Here is a 14939-nt window from a genome sequence, read left to right as displayed (position 1 = left end):
CGCACGCCGCCGCCGTCATCCGTTATGAATAAACACGGGAAGGCGCGGGTACAAACAGCTATTCCGGTTTAACGGCGGCACAAATATCCCAGCCGGGGAGGTCAGCGAAAAATTTTCCGGTGAAACCTTCCCGACCGGCAATACATATTAGAAGGTTAGGCTCCCGGCTAAGCCGGGGCGTGATTACTTGTTACTTTTTAGCAGGAGCGCTGTGGATGGACCTGCCGTGGGCGGCCTCAACAGCCTCTGTGACAGCCTCGCAGAAAGTGGGGTGAGGACGGACGACGCGCGTAAGCTGTTCCGCCGTCAGCCGGCTGACACAGGCGGTGGCAAGCTCCGCGATCATGTCAGTGGCGCGTTCGCACATGAGCTGCGCGCCCAGGAGCACGTCGGTATCGGCGTCAAAGACCAGCTTGATAAAGCCGCGCTCCCCGTTTTCGATGATGGTTTTTCCGTTGCCCATCATCATATATTTACCGATTATAACCTTCCGCCCGCGCTCCGCGGCTTCGGCCTCGGTCAGCCCGACGCTTGCGATCTCAGGGGCGGTGTAGATGCAGTTTGGAATGAACTCAAGGCAGACGCTCGGCTCTTCGCCGGCGAGCCGTTCGCAGACGCTGATCGCCTGCGCGGAGGCCAGATGCGCCAGCTGCATGCCGCCGATCACGTCTCCGATGGCGTATATCCCCGGCACGGAGGTCTCGAAGCTGTCGTTTACCTCGATGCAGCCGTTCTTCATCGGCAGCGTGAAGCCGCCGCAGTAGAGCCCCTCCGTATCCGGCTCGCGGCCGTTGGCGACGAGGATGCTGTCGGCCTCCAGCTCGAAATCCTTTCCGTCGGAGGCAAAGCGGCAGAGCAGGCCGTCCCCGGCCCTTACCACCTCTTTGACGACGGATTTCCCGTAGACTTTTATGCCGCGTTTTTTAAGGACCGTGCCGAAGTTCTTCGATATATCGTCGTCCCATACGCGCATCAGGCGGCTGCGCACTACCATTGCAACTTCGCAGCCGAGGTTGGCGAAGACGGTGGCGAATTCCACGGCGATGACGCCCGCGCCGAAGACCAGCAGCTTTTTCTTCACTACGCCGCTGTCGGCGAGCAGTTCGTCGCTGGTGATGACGCCCGGCAGATCGCAGCCCGGGAACTGCGTGCGCGACGGCTTCGAGCCGCTGGCGATCAGGATGTTCTTCGCCGTGAGCATCGTCTCTTCGCCGTCCGGCGAGGTAAATTTCACGCTGCCGGGGCCGGCGACGGAGCCGCAGCCGAAGAGGCGGACGACGCCGTTCGCCTTGAGAAGCTGTTCCACGCCGCTCCGAAGCCTGCCTACGACCTGATCTTTACGGTCATACATCTTTACCGGGTCGCACGAGACGTTGTCCGCGTGAAGGCCGAGCAGCTCAAAGTCATGGTTCGCCTTGGCAAAGAGCTCCGATGTGTAGAGCAGCGATTTCGTCGGGATGCAGCCGCGGTTCAGGCAGGTGCCGCCGACGTCGCGGCGCTCTATGACGCAGACCTTAAGGCCGAGCTGCGCCGCGCGGACGGCGCCCACGTAACCTCCGGGGCCGGCTCCTATGATAATCAGATCGTAACTGTCCATTATTCCGCCTCCATCAAGAGAGAAGAGATGTCGAGGAGCATACGTTCCCGCTCCTCCCGGCAATTTGTGCCTATGAGCGCGCCGCGGAGAGAGTCCGTCGTAAAAGCGGCTCCCGTTAAAGTTTTTTCTACCGTTTCCGAGAAATCCGGATCGAGCGCGTCCGTAAAAAGGCGCGCGGCGGTTACATTGCCCTCCGAGACGGTGAGGCACAGTTCGGCCCCGCCCCAGTCAAAACGCCGTTTTCTGCGGAAAACGAAATCCGGCTCCGCCTCGAGCCGCCATTCCGGAGAGGCGAACTTTTGCGTCATGGAATCAAGGAGCGCTTCGTCAAGATCCGAGACCGCCAAATTTTCCGGCTCGACGTCGTATTCGCCGCCGAATGCCTCGCGCAGGGCCGAGGTCATCGTCTCCACAGTGATGCCGCCGTCGAGCTCGGAGAGATTCACGACCCTCGAACGGACGGAGCGGACGCCCTTGCTCTCCAGCTTATCCTTGTCCACGTTCAGATATTTAGCCATATCAGACGTGTCGGCGCTGATGAGCAGCGTGCCGTGGTGGCAATGGCGTCTGCCGCTTGACATGAAGGCGTTGCCGGAAAATTTCCGGCCTCCGACGGTGATGTCGTTGCGGCCCGAGAGCTCCGCGGAGAGTCCCAGTGAGCGCACGGCCGCGAGGATGACCCCCTGCTGCCGCGCGACGCTGTAATCGGGGTCCGCCGCGATAAAGGAAAAGTTCAGGTTCCCCAGATCGTGGAAGACCGCGCCTCCTCCTGAAAGACGGCGGGCAAGATACCCGCCGTCCTTTTCAAGCAATTCTACGCGGCATTCGGCGCGGCCGTTTTGATTGCGGCCGATAACGACCGTTCTCTGGTTTTGCCAGAGATAGAGGACGCAGCTCCCCGCCTCGACAGTCCGCATAAGATATTCTTCAACGGCCTGGTTGCGATAAGGGACTGCTCCGTCTGCAATGACAAAAACGGCTCTGTTTATCATCAGTCTAACGCGCAGCGGATGATAGGAGTACGCGCCGCGGCGACTTCGTCGGGACGCCCGATCGGGGTGGTGACGGGCGCGCTGTGAAGCGCTTCGGGGTTGCTCCGCGCCTCTTTCAGAAGCGATATTACGGCTTCCGCGGCCTCATCCAGCGTATCCTTCGTCTCCGTCTCGGTTGGCTCGAACATCAGCGCCTCGTGGACGATCAGCGGGAAGTACATCGTCGGCGGGTGCATGCCGCAGTCCAGCATTCCCTTGGCCAGATCGCTCGCCGAAACGCCCGTTTCCTTATGCAGCTCTTCCAGCGTCAGGACGAACTCGTGCATACAGAGGCCCTCGTTGGAGGTCGGGCAGTGCTTCTTCAGCAGGACGCGCAGGTAATTTGCGTTCAGCACCGCGTTCTGCGAGGCTTCGTGCAGGCCCTTGCCTCCGAGCGAAAGAACGTAGCAGAGCGCGCGGACGCAGACCAGGAAGTTGCCGTAGAAGGAACGGACCGCGCCGATGGAGGCGGGATCGTCCTTAAAGGCGTAGCCTGTTTCCGTCTTTACGGCGGAACGGCCCGGCAGATACTTCGCAAGTATCTCCTTGGCTCCGACCGCCGCCGCTCCGGGACCGCCTCCGCCGTGAGGCGTGGAGAAGGTCTTGTGCAGGTTAAGGTGGATGACGTCAAAGCCCATATCTCCGGGGCGCGCCGTGCCCATGATGGCGTTCATATTGGCACCGTCGTAGTAGCAGAGGCCGCCGGCTTCGTGGACGATGCGCGTGATCTCAAGAATATTTTTGTCAAACATGCCGAGCGTGTTCGGGTTCGTGAGCATCAGGCCGGCCGTATCGGGGCCGACCGCCGCGCGCAGCGCGTCGAGGTCGACGCTGCCGTCCTGGGCGGATGGGATGTTCACGATCTGGAAGCCCGTCATGGAGGTGGAGGCGGGATTCGTTCCGTGAGCGGAGTCGGGAACGATGATCTTGTTCCTCGCCGCTCCGCCGTTATCGCGCAGATAGGCTTTTATAAGCAGCAGGCCGGTGAACTCGCCGTGCGCGCCCGCGGCGGGCTGGAACGTCATGGCGTCCATGCCCACGAGCTCGCAGAGGCGGCTGCCGAGCGCCTCAAGGACTTCAAGGCATCCCTGGACAGTCTCTTCCGGCTGCAGCGGGTGTATGTTCTGGAAACCGGGGAGCGCCGCGACCTCTTCGTTGACGGCCGGGTTATACTTCATCGTGCAGGATCCGAGGGGATAGAATCCGCAGTTGACGCCGTAAACCTGCTTGTTCAAAGCGGTATAGTGACGGCATACGTCCACCTCGGAAAGTTCCGGCAGGCGAAGGGGCTTCTCGCGCTTCATGCCGGCGGAGATACCGCCGAACGGCAGAGCGCTCGCAGGCAGGATCGCGCTTTCGCGTCCGGGGACGCTTCTTTCGTAGATCAGCTTCATTTGCCCGACACCTCCTTAAGTACGGAAACAAGCTCTTCTATCTGCTCCGTGCCGTTCATCTCGGTGGCGCACCACAGGATGCCGCCCTCTACGGGGAGGCCGCCCAGGATGCCCTTCTCTTCGAGAGCGTCGAGCAGCTTTTTCGCGCAGACGGGAGAGGTCGTCACAAATTCATGGAAGAACTCGCCGGGATTGACCATTTTGAAACCGGGGAGCGATGTGATCCTCGCGGCCAGATAGTGCGCCTTCGCGAAGCACTGTTCGGCCGTCTTCCGCATGCCCTCCGGGCCCATGACGGCCATGTATACGGCCGCGGTGAGGGCGCAGAGCGCCTCGTTGGAGCAGATGTTGGAGGACGCTTTTTCGCGGCGGATATGCTGCTCGCGGGCCTGAAGCGTCAGGACGAAGCATCTGTTCCCCTTGGCGTCGGAGGTCTGTCCGACGATGCGGCCCGGCAGCTTGCGCTGCATCTTTTCCGTGCAGGCCATGAAACCGAGGTACGGTCCTCCGAAGCCCATCGGGATGCCGAGCGGCTGTCCCTCGCCTACGGCGATATCGGCTCCGCATTCGGCCGGCGTCTTTACGATCGCCGCGGCGATGGGGTTTATGCCCATGATGAACTTGGCTCCGGCGGCGTGCGCGGCTTCGGCCGCGGCAGTGCAGTCCTCAAGTATCCCGCTGAAGCTCGGCTGCTGGACATAGACGCATGACGTCGCGTCGTCCATGGCCGCCTTCAGCGCCTCAAGGTCAGTTCCGCCGTCTTTCGGGGGGACGACCACGCACTCCGAGTTGGAGCCGAAGCAGTATGTCCGCATTACCTTAATGACGTCGGGGTGAGCCGCGCCGGAGACGACGACTTTGCTGCGCTTGCGGTCGTGGCACATGGCGGCAGCCTCGGCGGCCGCGGTCGCGCCGTCGTAGACGGAAGCGTTTGACGCGTCCATGCCGGTAAGCTCGCAGATCATCGTCTGATATTCGAAGATGGACTGCAGTATCCCCTGGCTGATCTCAGACTGGTACGGAGTGTATGCCGTAACGAACTCCTCTTTGGAGGTTATGCGTTTGACTATCGACGGTATGTAATGACAGTAGGCGCCGGCTCCGCGGAAAATGGACGGGAAGACCTTGTTTTTGCCCGCCATTTCTTTCATGCGGGCCAGAACTTCCATCTCGGACATTCCATCGGGGAGGTCCAGCGCGCCTTCTTTAAGGCGCATGCTCTCCGGAACGTCGGCGTACAGCTCGTCGAAAGAGGCCACGCCTACGGCTTTGAGCATCTCAAGCCGCTGTTCCATTGTGGATGGGACGTAACTGCCCATAAATATCATCCTTTCTGTCTCAAATTATCGGAAATATATTTACAGCGATGCGCAGTATGCTTCGTACTCTTTCGCGTCCATCAGATCTCCGTAGGCCGTGATATCCTCGACCTTGATAAGCCAGGCGCCGAACGGGTCCTCATTGACCTTCTGGGGTTTGTCGGCCAGCTCCGCGTTGGCCTCGGCAACTTTGCCGGTAACGCCGGAGAATACGTCCGATACGGCCTTTACGCTTTCAACGTCGCCGAAAGCCTCTCCCGCCGTCACTTCGTCGCCGACTTCGGGCAGGTTGATGAATACGAGCTCGCCAAGCTGATCCTGGGCATAATCGTCAAGGCCGAGAAGCGCGCAGTTGCCGCCGAGGTCTTTGACCCACTCGTGTGATTTCGTGTACTTAAGATCGCTCTGAATATTCATTGTAATATCCTCCTTGGATTTTTATTCGATAATTCTTACTTAAGAACGGGAACTTCGCGCGCCGTGTTGTAGAAGGGCAGCGGGACGACCTCGACGGGGACTCTCCTGCCGCGGACGTCGACTTCGAGGCGCTTGCCTTCGACCGCTACGTCCGGCTCCACAAAGGCCATGCCGGCGCTTGCGTTTATCCATGCCATGAACGTGCCGGAAGAGACGAAGCCGACCAGCTTGTCGCCATCGTACACGTCCTGATGGTCGCGTATGACGCCGCGGCCGACCACCTTAATGCCGACGCGTTTCTTCGTAGGCGTTCCGCGCTTGACGAGCCCCGACTTGCCGATGAAGTCCGGCTTGTCCATCTTGACGGCGAAATTGAGGCCGGCCGTCAGCGGGTCGATAACTTCGGTGATCTCGTGTCCGTAGAGCGGGAGCGCCGCCTCTGTGCGCAGCGTGTCGCGCGAACCCAATCCGCAGGGTTCGACGCCGATCTCAAGCAGTGCGTTCCATACCGCGACGGCGCCCTCGTTGGGCATGAAGAGCTCGTAGCCGAACGATCCGGTGTAACCCGTGCGGGAGATAAAGCAGTCCACTCCGGCGATGATCACATGCTCCGTAAACGTGTAATACTTTTCCGGAAGCGGGGAGCCGCTGATAATGCTGTTCATCTTCAGCGCCTCGGGGCCCTGCACCGCGATCTGCGAGTAGCCGTCGCACATGTCGGTCAGTTTGACGTCGCCGATGAGATGATCGCGTATCCAGCCTACGTCCTTCGCCGCGTTGGAGGCGTTGATGATCACGTAGTAGCTGTCCTGACTGCGGCGGTAGACGATCAGGTCGTCGATGCAGCCGCCGTCCTCGTAAAGCATGATAGAATACCGGCAGCTGCCGTCCTTCATGCTGTCAAAGCTGTTGCTGAAGAGATTGTTGACGTTCTTAAGGGCGTCGGGCCCGTCCAGGCGCGCCTCGCCCATGTGGCTGCAGTCAAACATGCCGACGTGCTCGCGGACGATCATATGTTCCTCAAGAATACCTTTTTTGAACTGGACCGGCAGCATATATCCGGCGAAAGGAACCATCTTTCCCCCCAGCTCTACATGACGATCGTACAAAGCGGTCTTGTGTTCCATAACTTTTTTCCTCCTTAAATATTTTTATCTGTTGCAACTCAATAGAGATATTAAATATCATCCGTTTAACGGATATATTCACCTTATGTATTTCCGGGATTTTGATGCAAAAACCGCTGCCGCGCCGCCGTATCGGCCATGACGCGATTCCCTTCCACGGACGGGTGAAGCCCGTCCGGCAGATACGCCCTGCTCCAGCCTGATTCACCGATGTAGGCTTCATAAGCTCTGCCGAAATCTATCGTCCGCAGCCGGAGTCCTCCGGCGAAAAGGCGAAGCCAGCCGGCATAAGCCTGCGCCTGCTCCGCCACGAGCGTAAAATTCAAAAATGATCCGTACGGGTGCGGCGTCTGAGGGTAAAGGGGGATGTGGATGCCGACGATGGGACGGATACCCCGGGCGACGCACTGATGTACCATAGCCATCATGTTCGCTCTGGCGCAATCCCAGGAGCCGGAGGCGAGAATATCGTTGATCCCGCCCATCAGCAGCGCGCTGTCGGGCGAATGGGAAAAAACGCTTTCCCCAAGCCGTGCCAACATGCCGCCGGTAGTGTCGCCGCAGATGCCGGCGTTGATCCACGTATCACACGTCGTCCTGGAGAGAATACCTACCCAGCTATCCTCCCGGCTGACGCCGTAGCCGGCGGTAAGACTGCATCCCAAGCACACAATTTTCATGGCTGCCCCTCCGTTTTTTCATGTCTGCGGCCGTGCTAAAAAGCGGAGCGCAGACTAACATGTTCGGTATAATTACGCCACAAATCCTCTTTGTTAAAATTGTAACAAGTAATTCTTTTTTGCGTAGTGGGGATTATTGCATACAGTGTTATATAAATTGATAGGTCCGTAAAAAGCACGGACTTCCCTGTTCAAAGGTCAAAAGGCCCACAAGGACCGCGGTTTATCAGGAAACATTCCGCGGCATCGTGAGAAAGACGTATCGATCAGGGCCGGACATCTCGGGATAGAGAAAAGCCCGGCGCCGGGAAAACTTTTACCGGCGCCGGGCAATGGAGCTTACCAGAAAACACTGACTAAGCGGCTATGAATACAGACTCATACGCCAAGACCTTCCCCGCGCTGGCGCAGCCTGCTTGACAGCGCCGCGAACGAGGCTGCGAGGTTTTCGTTCGTTATTATCACATCGTCGGGAATATTGAGGTGTACGGGGGCGAAGTTCCAGATCGCCTTGATGCCGCCGAGCACCATCGCGTCGCAGATATCCTGGGCGAACTGCGCGGGGGCCGTGATGATGCCGATATGGACCGCGAAGCGGCCGCAGAGTTCGGAAAGCCGCGACACGTTGAAGATCTCTTTGTCGTGGACCGTCGTCCCGATAATTGCGGGGTCGCTGTCAAAGCCGGCGATGATCGAAAGGCCGTAACGGTCGAAGTTTTTGTATGAAAGAAGGGCGCGTCCAAGGTTCCCCACGCCGGCGACGACCGCCTCGTGGGCATTTTTGCAGCCGAGAAACTCCGCCATATCCTCGATCAGCCCTTCGAGCGCGAAGCCAACGCGCGGGTTGCCGTCGACCTTTGAGACCGCGGCGAGATCCTTCCTCACCTGTACCGGGTGGAGCCCCAGCTCCGCCGCGAGAAAGGCCGCCGACACATGGCTGCTGCCGTCGGCGCGCAGCTTCTTGAGATGCTCAAGGTAGAGCGGCATGCGCTGCAATGATTGTCGTGATATGCTTAAAGGTTTTGTATTTGGCACCGGCTTGCCCTCCAAAGTTCTGCTTTATTTCATTATCGATAATTATATATCGATAGTGAGATTTTGCAACCCCTATTTTATGATTTTATGATGGACAGAGCCGGCATAAAAAGGTATGAAGCCAAAAAGAGGCTGAGGCACATGGAAGATTTCTGCCAGATCACGGAGCATATGACGGAAAATAAATACCGGGGATCAATGGAGCTTGTCGCGAAGAATCTGCGCCGTTATTCCGCGGCACCGGGCTACGACCTCTCCATTCTGCTTGACACGGCGGTCTTTATCTTCCTCACCGGCAACAGCGATATGCACCTGAAAAATTTTTCGCTTATTTACGACGGAGGAGAAAGGAGGCTCGCTCCCGCCTACGATTTGCTCTCAACACGGCTGGTCATTCCCGCAAAGGACGACCCCGAGGAGTTTGCCATGCCGATGAACGGCAAAAAGAGCAATTTTAAAGAGGCCGATTTCCTTAAGTTTACCGAGTCGGCGGGGCTGAACGAAAAGCATTACAAAAGGGCGGCGGCCCGATTCGCAAAACGGCTCCCCGCGATGCTCGACCTCATAGAGCGGAGCTTCCTGCCGGAGGAGAAACGCTGTCAATATCGGGAGCTGATCGCCGCCCGCGCGGCAAGGTTAAAAATTCTACCCGACAGGGTATAAAACACTCGTTTAAACTGTTTTTATAACCTATCGGGTATAATATTTTTTACCAGATGCTCCACGAGGGATTCGGCGAGAGACGCAGGCCGGAGCGGTTCCCGCGCATGTAGGAGTTATAGCCGGCGGCGGCGATCATCACCGCGTTGTCGGTGCACATCCCGCGCGGCGGCAGAAAGAGCTCCACGCCTTTTGCGCGCGAATATTCCGCCAGGGCGGCGCGCAGCCCGGAATTCGCGGCGACCCCGCCGGATACGGTGAGACGTTTCACCCCGGTGCGGTTGACCGCCAGTTTTATTTTCACGAGCAGGCTGTCGACCACAGCCTTTTGAAACGAGGCGCAGATGTCCGCCAGCGGAAATTCCTCGCCGAGCGCGGTCTTGTCACCGATGAGCGTCATCGCGGCGGTTTTGAGGCCGCTGAAGCTGAATTCTATCTCTTTTGTGGAGGCAAGCGGCAGCGGCAGCGCGAAGGCGCGGGGATCTCCTCCGGCGGCGAGCCGGTCGATGACCGGGCCGCCCGGATACCCGAGCCCAAGCACTTTGGAGACTTTGTCGTAGGCCTCCCCGGCGGCGTCGTCACGCGTGGAGCCGAGCAGCTCGTAGTCTCCGAAGGCGCGGACGAGCACCACTTCGGTATGGCCGCCGGAAACTATCAGCGAGATGAAGGGCGGCTTCAGCGCTTCGGATACGGCGGCGTTCGCGAAGATATGCCCCTCCAGATGGTTGACCCCGATCAGCGGCACGCCCCAGCCCTGCGAGAGCGCCTTTGCCGTCATCACGCCGACGAGCAGGGAACCCATCAGCCCGGGGCCGGAGGTGACGGCGATAAGGTCCAGCTCCCGCGCCGGCTCCGCGATCCCAGCCCCGGCGAGCACGCGTTCAAGCAGCGGCAGTATCGCCTCCTGGTGCATACGCGAGGCGAGCTCCGGCACCACCCCTCCATAAGCGCTGTGGGAATCTATCTGGCTCGATATGGCTTCAGCAAGGACATTATGTCCGCCCTCAAGGACGGCGAGAGCGGTGTCGTCGCAGCTGGTTTCGATGCCGAGGGTCAGGAACCTATCTCTCTCCTCCGCCATCAGTGCGAACAGCCTCCGCAGCCGGCACAGTTTCCGCCGCAGTTACAGCTCTTCGCGCGGCGCATTTCGCCGCTTTTGTGGATGAGCACGCGGCAGCGGCAACGGGGACACCTTTCGGCAAAGTTTTCCGTCTCAAAAACGAGGCCGCATTCGGCGCACTTATATGTGTGCGAGGCCTTTATTTCGGTACTTTCCATGTCTCCGAATCATCTCCATAACCGATCTTTATCTCCGCGCCGGCTTTGGCCGCCGAGGCGGGGACGACAAAGGCAAAGAAACCGTCGCTCTTCGACGGCTGCGGGCCGAACGGATTCGTCATGCTCGGGGAGAGCACGTCGCCCTTCTGTAAGTGATAATCGCCGACGAATATTTGTGTATAGTCAAAATCCCACGGCTTGTATACGTCGATGTGAGCGATAAACAGTCTCTTTTTTCTGGTCGCGTCCGTCCCGTAATACTGCGCCATATCGTAGACCCAGTCCTGAAGGCGGCTGTCGGCGGTGATCGCGCGCGACAGCTGTTCGTCGACGTAGATCATCTGTATCGCGCCGCGCGCGCCGATCACCAGGTCGCCGAGGCGCTCGCCCTCTACCCACACGTCGGCCTGGCGCGCGTCAAGAAGCTCCGAGACGTCAGGGGCGTTGTCGGAGGGGGCGGCAAAAGCCCTCTCTGCCGTTAAGATCGTCAGCGCGACGAGGGCGGCAATCGCAAAAAATGATTTTTTCATTTTATTATCCTTCCTTCAAAAAAGATTTCAGCCGCAGGCGGCGTGTATATCTTTCGTCCCCCTACAGCCGGATATCATAGCACAATATAGCCCCCTCCATAAACTCTATGTCTCCGCAAAAGGGCGGCGTCAAGCGGGGATGTACGACCTTGCCGGCCGGTTTATCACGCTTTGGCTCTTCCCCTGGCCGCGTCCTTTATCCACCGCCATTCGGGACAGCGCAGCGCCATCGTGGCGACGGCATAGATCAGAGCCGCGCCCGCTATCGATACGGCAAGCCACAGCACCCGCAAGAGGAGTTTCGCCTCCGCGGGATAGGGCAGAATATGCTTAAAGGCCAGCAGCGCGGCCCCCATCAGCAGGAGCGGGAACATTACTTTCCAGAGCCACTTCATATCGAATATGCCGAGTTTTTCACCGATATTGCGCGAAAGCATCCAGGCCGCGAAGAAGCTCGCGGCGGTGAACGCGGAGGCCGAAGCGGCGGCAAGCCCGGCGTAGGCGAAAAAACGCATGAGTATGACGCTGGCGCAGAGGTTCACGGCGACGGTAACTCCTGTGATCATCACGGCCGCGCGCGGCATGCGGCGCGCATATATGGCGCGCATTATCACCGTACTGCTCGCCATTCCCGGCAGGCCCAGCGCATAGAGAGAAAGGGCCGTCGCCGTGGCGTGCCACGCCCATACCGAAAAAGCCCCCCGATAGAAGAGTATGTGGACGACTTCGCTCGAGACGATGCAGAGCCCGGCCGCCACCGGCAGTACGACGAAGAGGTTGAAACGCATAGCGTCGCGGATAAAGTCACGGAATTCCCCCGTCTTGTTGGGGTCCTGGCGCGACAGCATCGGCAGGACCGCCTGGGAGATGGCGATGACGAAGAGTCCCAGCGGCAGCTGAAGGACGCGGTCGGCGTAGGTGAGCACCGAGATCGAACCGGCGGCGAGGTAGGAGCCGAGCATCCTGCTGATCACCGGGTTGAGCTGGTTCAGAGACAGCCCCGCCGCGTAGGGCAGGAAGAGCACCATCATGCTCCGCAGCTGCGGATCGCGGCGATTGGGCAGCGCCGGGCGCAGCGTCATCTTCAGCCTGCCGCACCAGTAGACTTGCAGCAGCATGTGAAAGGCTCCGCCGAGCAGGACGGCGACCGCCAGGTTCCATATGGAGAGCCTGCTTCTCATGGCAAGCAGGAAGAGTATGTAGACAAGGTTGCTGACGGCGGGCGCGATGGCCGGGACAAAGAAACTTCCCATACTGTTAAGCACGCCCATGGCCAGCGCGCCGATGGAGACCAGCATGAGGAAGGGGAACATTATGCGCGTAAGCGAGATCGCCAGCGCGCGTTCGTGCGAGGCGAAGCCGGGGGCCATTATATCGACAAATACGGGCGCGAATATCAGTCCTACGGCGACGACGAAGCTGCATCCGAAGATAAGCACCGTCAAAGCCTCGTTCGCAAGCTTTCTCGCGCTGTCCCTCCCGTCGGCGGAGAGGGTCCGCGAGAATACGGGGACGAACGACGCGGAGAGCGCGCCCTCCGCGAGCAGCTGCCGCGAAAGGTTCGCGAGCGTGTAGGCTACGAAAAAGGCGTCAAGCTGGCGCGTCGCCCCGAAGAGCGCCGCGGTGAGCATCTCACGGATGAGGCCGAGCACGCGGCTGACGAGCGTACCCGCCATCATGCGCATCGCGTGGAAGACCATGCCGGTTAACGCATCCGGACGCTTGCTCCCTGTGGTATTTTCGGAACTTCGTGCTTCGCACGAAGAGGGAGCGGCGCAGCCGGTTAACGCATCCGGACGCTTGACCTCTGTGGTATTTTCAAATCCTTGCGCTTCGCGCAAGGGGAGGTCTGCGCAGCCCGTAAGCGCATCGGGACGCTTGCTCCCTATGGTATTTTCGGAACTTCGTGCTTCGCACGAAGAGGGAGCGGCGCAGCCCGTAAGCGCATCGGGACGCTTGCTCCCTATGGTGTTTTCGGGATCTTGCGTTTCAGCGGGCTTTTCCGCCGTCTCCGGCGAAACGGCGCCGTTTTTCGCGGCTTCCGGCATCACCAGCTGAAGTCTTCTCCGAGGTAGAACTTGCGGGCGTCTTTATTTTCGGTTATGTAATCGGGCTTGCCCTCCAGGAAGACCTTGCCCTCGTAAATGAGATAGGCCCTGTCCGTTATCGAAAGGGTCTCGCGGACGTTGTGGTCTGTGAGCAATATCCCGTAGCCGCGCTCTTTGAGTTCGCGGATTATCGACTGCAGGTCGGCGACCGCTATCGGGTCTATTCCGCTGAACGGTTCGTCGAGAAGTATAAAGAGCGGCTCCAGCGCGAGGCAGCGCGCTATCTCGACCCGGCGGCGCTCGCCGCCCGAAAGGGAGACCGCTTTGGTATCTTCAAGATGGCTGAGGCCATATTCTTTGAGCAGACGGGAGATCTTATCTCCCCGCACGTCGCGCGGGACGCCTGATTCCTCAAGGACGAGGTCCAGGTTCTGGCGCACGGTGAGGCTTCTGAATACAGAGGCCTCCTGCGGCAGGTAGCCTATCCCGGCGCGCGCGCGCTGGTACATCGGCTGGTCGGAGAGCTGGGTGTCCCCCAGCCATACGCAGCCGGAGTCGGGAAGGATGCGGCCGACTATCATATAGAATGTCGTGCTCTTCCCCGCTCCGTTGGGGCCGAGCAGCCCGATGATCTCGCCCTTTTTTATCTCCACGCTGACCTCGTTGACGACACGGCGTCCCCCGAAGGCTTTGACCAGTTTTTCGGCGCGCAGCAGCGTCGCCGCTTTTTCTTCTATCGGCTGTGACATTATTTTTCCACCCAATTTTTCTCTTCGTCGGTCAACTGCGAATTTTTCGTTTCAGCCGCCGGCTTTTTATCTTCCGAGGCAGGCTTGGTTTCAGCCGCGGACGGCGATCCCTTCTTTGCGGGCGCGCCGGCCTTCGCCGTGCCAGTGTTTTTTGCGTCCTCTTCCTTCTTGGCCTTTTCCTCAACGACAAAGACTATCTTAGAGTTCCCTTTGGCTTCGATGTTGCGCGTATCCTCGTGTACGACCATGGTGTCCGCGGTCACCGTCTTCCCGTCGCTGCGCACCGCTTTCGTATTGCCGGAGACGACGATCGTACCGCGCGCCTTGGAATAGACGGCTTTATCGCCGGTGACTCTCGTTTTGAGCCCATCCTTGTCCACATAGTCAAAAACCACGTTTTGATCCGCCACCATCTCCTGAAGGGTATCCTGCCCGCTTTTCGCGTCTTTTGCGAGGCGTCCCTCCATCGTCTTAGAGGAAAGGACGAACTTCTGCACAAGGTCCTCGTAGCGGCGCACGTCGCGCGCCCAGAATTTGTCTCCGGTCCTCGTCGCCTCGGCGGCTTTCAGTATCCTGTTATCCAATATCCCGTCGACATTCCCCCGGGCCTTGTAGTTTTCGGTGCCGATCTCCCAGAGGACATAGTCTGCGTTGAGCCTGTCTTTGGGCGCGCGCGTCAGCAGTACCTTTCCAAAGGCCTCAACGACGCCGTCCGTTTTTTTCGTTTTGTCCCCCGTCCAGGTCGCGCTCTCCGATTTCAGCGTCGCCTGCTGCCCGGGGAAGCTGCCGTCCACATTCCCGCGGATCGTCATGACCTCTTTTTCGGTATTGCCTTCGGCTTCGTCGCCTTTGAGGACGGAGCCGTCCCTCGTTATCACGACGCGTCCCTTCGCGCGGGCGTCTCCGGTGTTTACGTTATACTGGATATCATCGGCCGAAAGCGTGTTCTGCCGCTTGACGGTCTCCGCTGGAGCCGCCGCGGCCGGCAAAGCGGCGCATATCAGGCAGAACGCCGTCACGGCGCAGAATCTTCTCAGTCTTTTTTCTATTATCACAGAGTATTCCTCTTTTCCC

General features: G+C 59.3%; 15 protein-coding genes. 1 reads left to right on the top strand and 14 read right to left on the bottom strand.

The genetic code is table 11. The features are described from left to right. Positions 1 to 190: 190 nt before the first annotated feature. From lpdA to CLOEV_RS05365, 8 genes are all read right to left on the bottom strand, one after another. The gene (gene lpdA, locus CLOEV_RS05400; protein ID WP_051484908.1) at positions 191 to 1597 is read right to left on the bottom strand and encodes a dihydrolipoyl dehydrogenase; all 1407 of its coding nucleotides are present in this window, start codon (positions 1595 to 1597) and stop codon (positions 191 to 193) included. Next, the gene (gene lplA / locus CLOEV_RS05395; protein WP_034442388.1) at positions 1597 to 2589 is read right to left on the bottom strand and encodes a lipoate--protein ligase; all 993 of its coding nucleotides are present in this window, start codon (positions 2587 to 2589) and stop codon (positions 1597 to 1599) included. The genes lpdA and lplA overlap by 1 nt, the downstream gene beginning before the upstream one ends. Continuing rightward, positions 2589 to 4022, bottom strand: a complete 1434-nt coding sequence (gene gcvPB / locus CLOEV_RS05390; RefSeq protein WP_034442385.1) for an aminomethyl-transferring glycine dehydrogenase subunit GcvPB — start codon at positions 4020 to 4022, stop codon at positions 2589 to 2591. Before gcvPB ends, lplA begins: the two co-directional genes overlap by 1 nt. Continuing rightward, positions 4019 to 5341 (bottom strand): aminomethyl-transferring glycine dehydrogenase subunit GcvPA, encoded by a 1323-nt coding sequence (gene gcvPA, locus CLOEV_RS05385; protein WP_034445393.1) that lies wholly within the window; start codon positions 5339 to 5341, stop codon positions 4019 to 4021. The genes gcvPB and gcvPA overlap by 4 nt, the downstream gene beginning before the upstream one ends. A gap of 39 nt (positions 5342 to 5380) precedes the next feature. Then, positions 5381 to 5758, bottom strand: coding sequence for a glycine cleavage system protein GcvH (gcvH, locus tag CLOEV_RS05380; protein ID WP_034442373.1), 378 nt, complete (start codon positions 5756 to 5758; stop codon positions 5381 to 5383). Positions 5759 to 5793: 35 nt separating this feature from the next. Next, positions 5794 to 6885 (bottom strand): glycine cleavage system aminomethyltransferase GcvT, encoded by a 1092-nt coding sequence (gcvT, locus tag CLOEV_RS05375; protein ID WP_034442371.1) that lies wholly within the window; start codon positions 6883 to 6885, stop codon positions 5794 to 5796. 83 nt (positions 6886 to 6968) lie between these two features. Continuing rightward, positions 6969 to 7565 (bottom strand): GDSL-type esterase/lipase family protein, encoded by a 597-nt coding sequence (locus tag CLOEV_RS15860; protein WP_051484907.1) that lies wholly within the window; start codon positions 7563 to 7565, stop codon positions 6969 to 6971. A 378-nt stretch (positions 7566 to 7943) separates the two neighbouring features. Beyond that, the gene (locus CLOEV_RS05365) at positions 7944 to 8600 is read right to left on the bottom strand and encodes a redox-sensing transcriptional repressor Rex (protein WP_034442368.1); all 657 of its coding nucleotides are present in this window, start codon (positions 8598 to 8600) and stop codon (positions 7944 to 7946) included. Between the two features lie 87 nt (positions 8601 to 8687). Between CLOEV_RS05365 and CLOEV_RS05360 the strand changes: the two genes are divergently transcribed. Beyond that, positions 8688 to 9263 (top strand): HipA domain-containing protein, encoded by a 576-nt coding sequence (locus tag CLOEV_RS05360; RefSeq protein WP_084482187.1) that lies wholly within the window; start codon positions 8688 to 8690, stop codon positions 9261 to 9263. A gap of 46 nt (positions 9264 to 9309) precedes the next feature. On the opposite strand, the gene tsaD is transcribed toward CLOEV_RS05360, so the two are convergent. The 6 genes from tsaD to lptC form a co-directional block, all read right to left on the bottom strand. Further along, the gene (tsaD, locus tag CLOEV_RS05355) at positions 9310 to 10341 is read right to left on the bottom strand and encodes a tRNA (adenosine(37)-N6)-threonylcarbamoyltransferase complex transferase subunit TsaD (RefSeq protein ID WP_034442365.1); all 1032 of its coding nucleotides are present in this window, start codon (positions 10339 to 10341) and stop codon (positions 9310 to 9312) included. Continuing rightward, positions 10341 to 10538, bottom strand: coding sequence for a hypothetical protein (locus CLOEV_RS05350; protein ID WP_008711177.1), 198 nt, complete (start codon positions 10536 to 10538; stop codon positions 10341 to 10343). The genes tsaD and CLOEV_RS05350 overlap by 1 nt, the downstream gene beginning before the upstream one ends. Beyond that, entirely contained in the window at positions 10520 to 11068 is a 549-nt protein-coding gene (locus tag CLOEV_RS05345) for a hypothetical protein (protein ID WP_034442363.1), read from the bottom strand. The genes CLOEV_RS05350 and CLOEV_RS05345 overlap by 19 nt, the downstream gene beginning before the upstream one ends. Positions 11069 to 11232: 164 nt before the next feature. After that, a complete protein-coding gene (gene murJ, locus CLOEV_RS05340) occupies positions 11233 to 13116 on the bottom strand; it encodes a murein biosynthesis integral membrane protein MurJ (RefSeq protein ID WP_084482186.1) in 1884 nt (627 codons plus the stop codon). Next, positions 13116 to 13865, bottom strand: coding sequence for an LPS export ABC transporter ATP-binding protein (gene lptB, locus CLOEV_RS05335; RefSeq protein WP_008711172.1), 750 nt, complete (start codon positions 13863 to 13865; stop codon positions 13116 to 13118). The genes murJ and lptB overlap by 1 nt, the downstream gene beginning before the upstream one ends. Continuing rightward, on the bottom strand, positions 13865 to 14920 hold the full coding sequence (gene lptC / locus CLOEV_RS05330; RefSeq protein WP_008711170.1) for an LPS export ABC transporter periplasmic protein LptC: 1056 nt from the start codon (positions 14918 to 14920) through the stop codon (positions 13865 to 13867). Before lptC ends, lptB begins: the two co-directional genes overlap by 1 nt. Positions 14921 to 14939: the final 19 nt, after the last annotated feature.

Source organism: Cloacibacillus evryensis DSM 19522, assembly GCF_000585335.1.
GTDB lineage: Bacteria > Synergistota > Synergistia > Synergistales > Synergistaceae > Cloacibacillus > Cloacibacillus evryensis.
The sequence above is the reverse complement of the archived record's forward strand: the minus strand, read 5'-3'. Positions and strand labels throughout refer to the sequence as shown.

Coding starts and splice junctions, on each gene's coding strand:
- CLOEV_RS15860 (WP_051484907.1), bottom strand. CDS start 7,565: ATGAAAATTGTGTGCTTGGGATGCAGTCTTACCGCCGGCTACGGCGTC.
- gcvPA (WP_034445393.1), bottom strand. CDS start 5,341: ATGGGCAGTTACGTCCCATCCACAATGGAACAGCGGCTTGAGATGCTC.
- CLOEV_RS05360 (WP_084482187.1), top strand. CDS start 8,688: ATGATGGACAGAGCCGGCATAAAAAGGTATGAAGCCAAAAAGAGGCTG.
- gcvPB (WP_034442385.1), bottom strand. CDS start 4,022: ATGAAGCTGATCTACGAAAGAAGCGTCCCCGGACGCGAAAGCGCGATC.
- lptB (WP_008711172.1), bottom strand. CDS start 13,865: ATGTCACAGCCGATAGAAGAAAAAGCGGCGACGCTGCTGCGCGCCGAA.
- lplA (WP_034442388.1), bottom strand. CDS start 2,589: ATGATAAACAGAGCCGTTTTTGTCATTGCAGACGGAGCAGTCCCTTAT.
- tsaD (WP_034442365.1), bottom strand. CDS start 10,341: ATGGCGGAGGAGAGAGATAGGTTCCTGACCCTCGGCATCGAAACCAGC.
- murJ (WP_084482186.1), bottom strand. CDS start 13,116: ATGCCGGAAGCCGCGAAAAACGGCGCCGTTTCGCCGGAGACGGCGGAA.
- CLOEV_RS05345 (WP_034442363.1), bottom strand. CDS start 11,068: ATGAAAAAATCATTTTTTGCGATTGCCGCCCTCGTCGCGCTGACGATC.
- CLOEV_RS05350 (WP_008711177.1), bottom strand. CDS start 10,538: ATGGAAAGTACCGAAATAAAGGCCTCGCACACATATAAGTGCGCCGAA.
- lpdA (WP_051484908.1), bottom strand. CDS start 1,597: ATGGACAGTTACGATCTGATTATCATAGGAGCCGGCCCCGGAGGTTAC.
- gcvH (WP_034442373.1), bottom strand. CDS start 5,758: ATGAATATTCAGAGCGATCTTAAGTACACGAAATCACACGAGTGGGTC.
- gcvT (WP_034442371.1), bottom strand. CDS start 6,885: ATGGAACACAAGACCGCTTTGTACGATCGTCATGTAGAGCTGGGGGGA.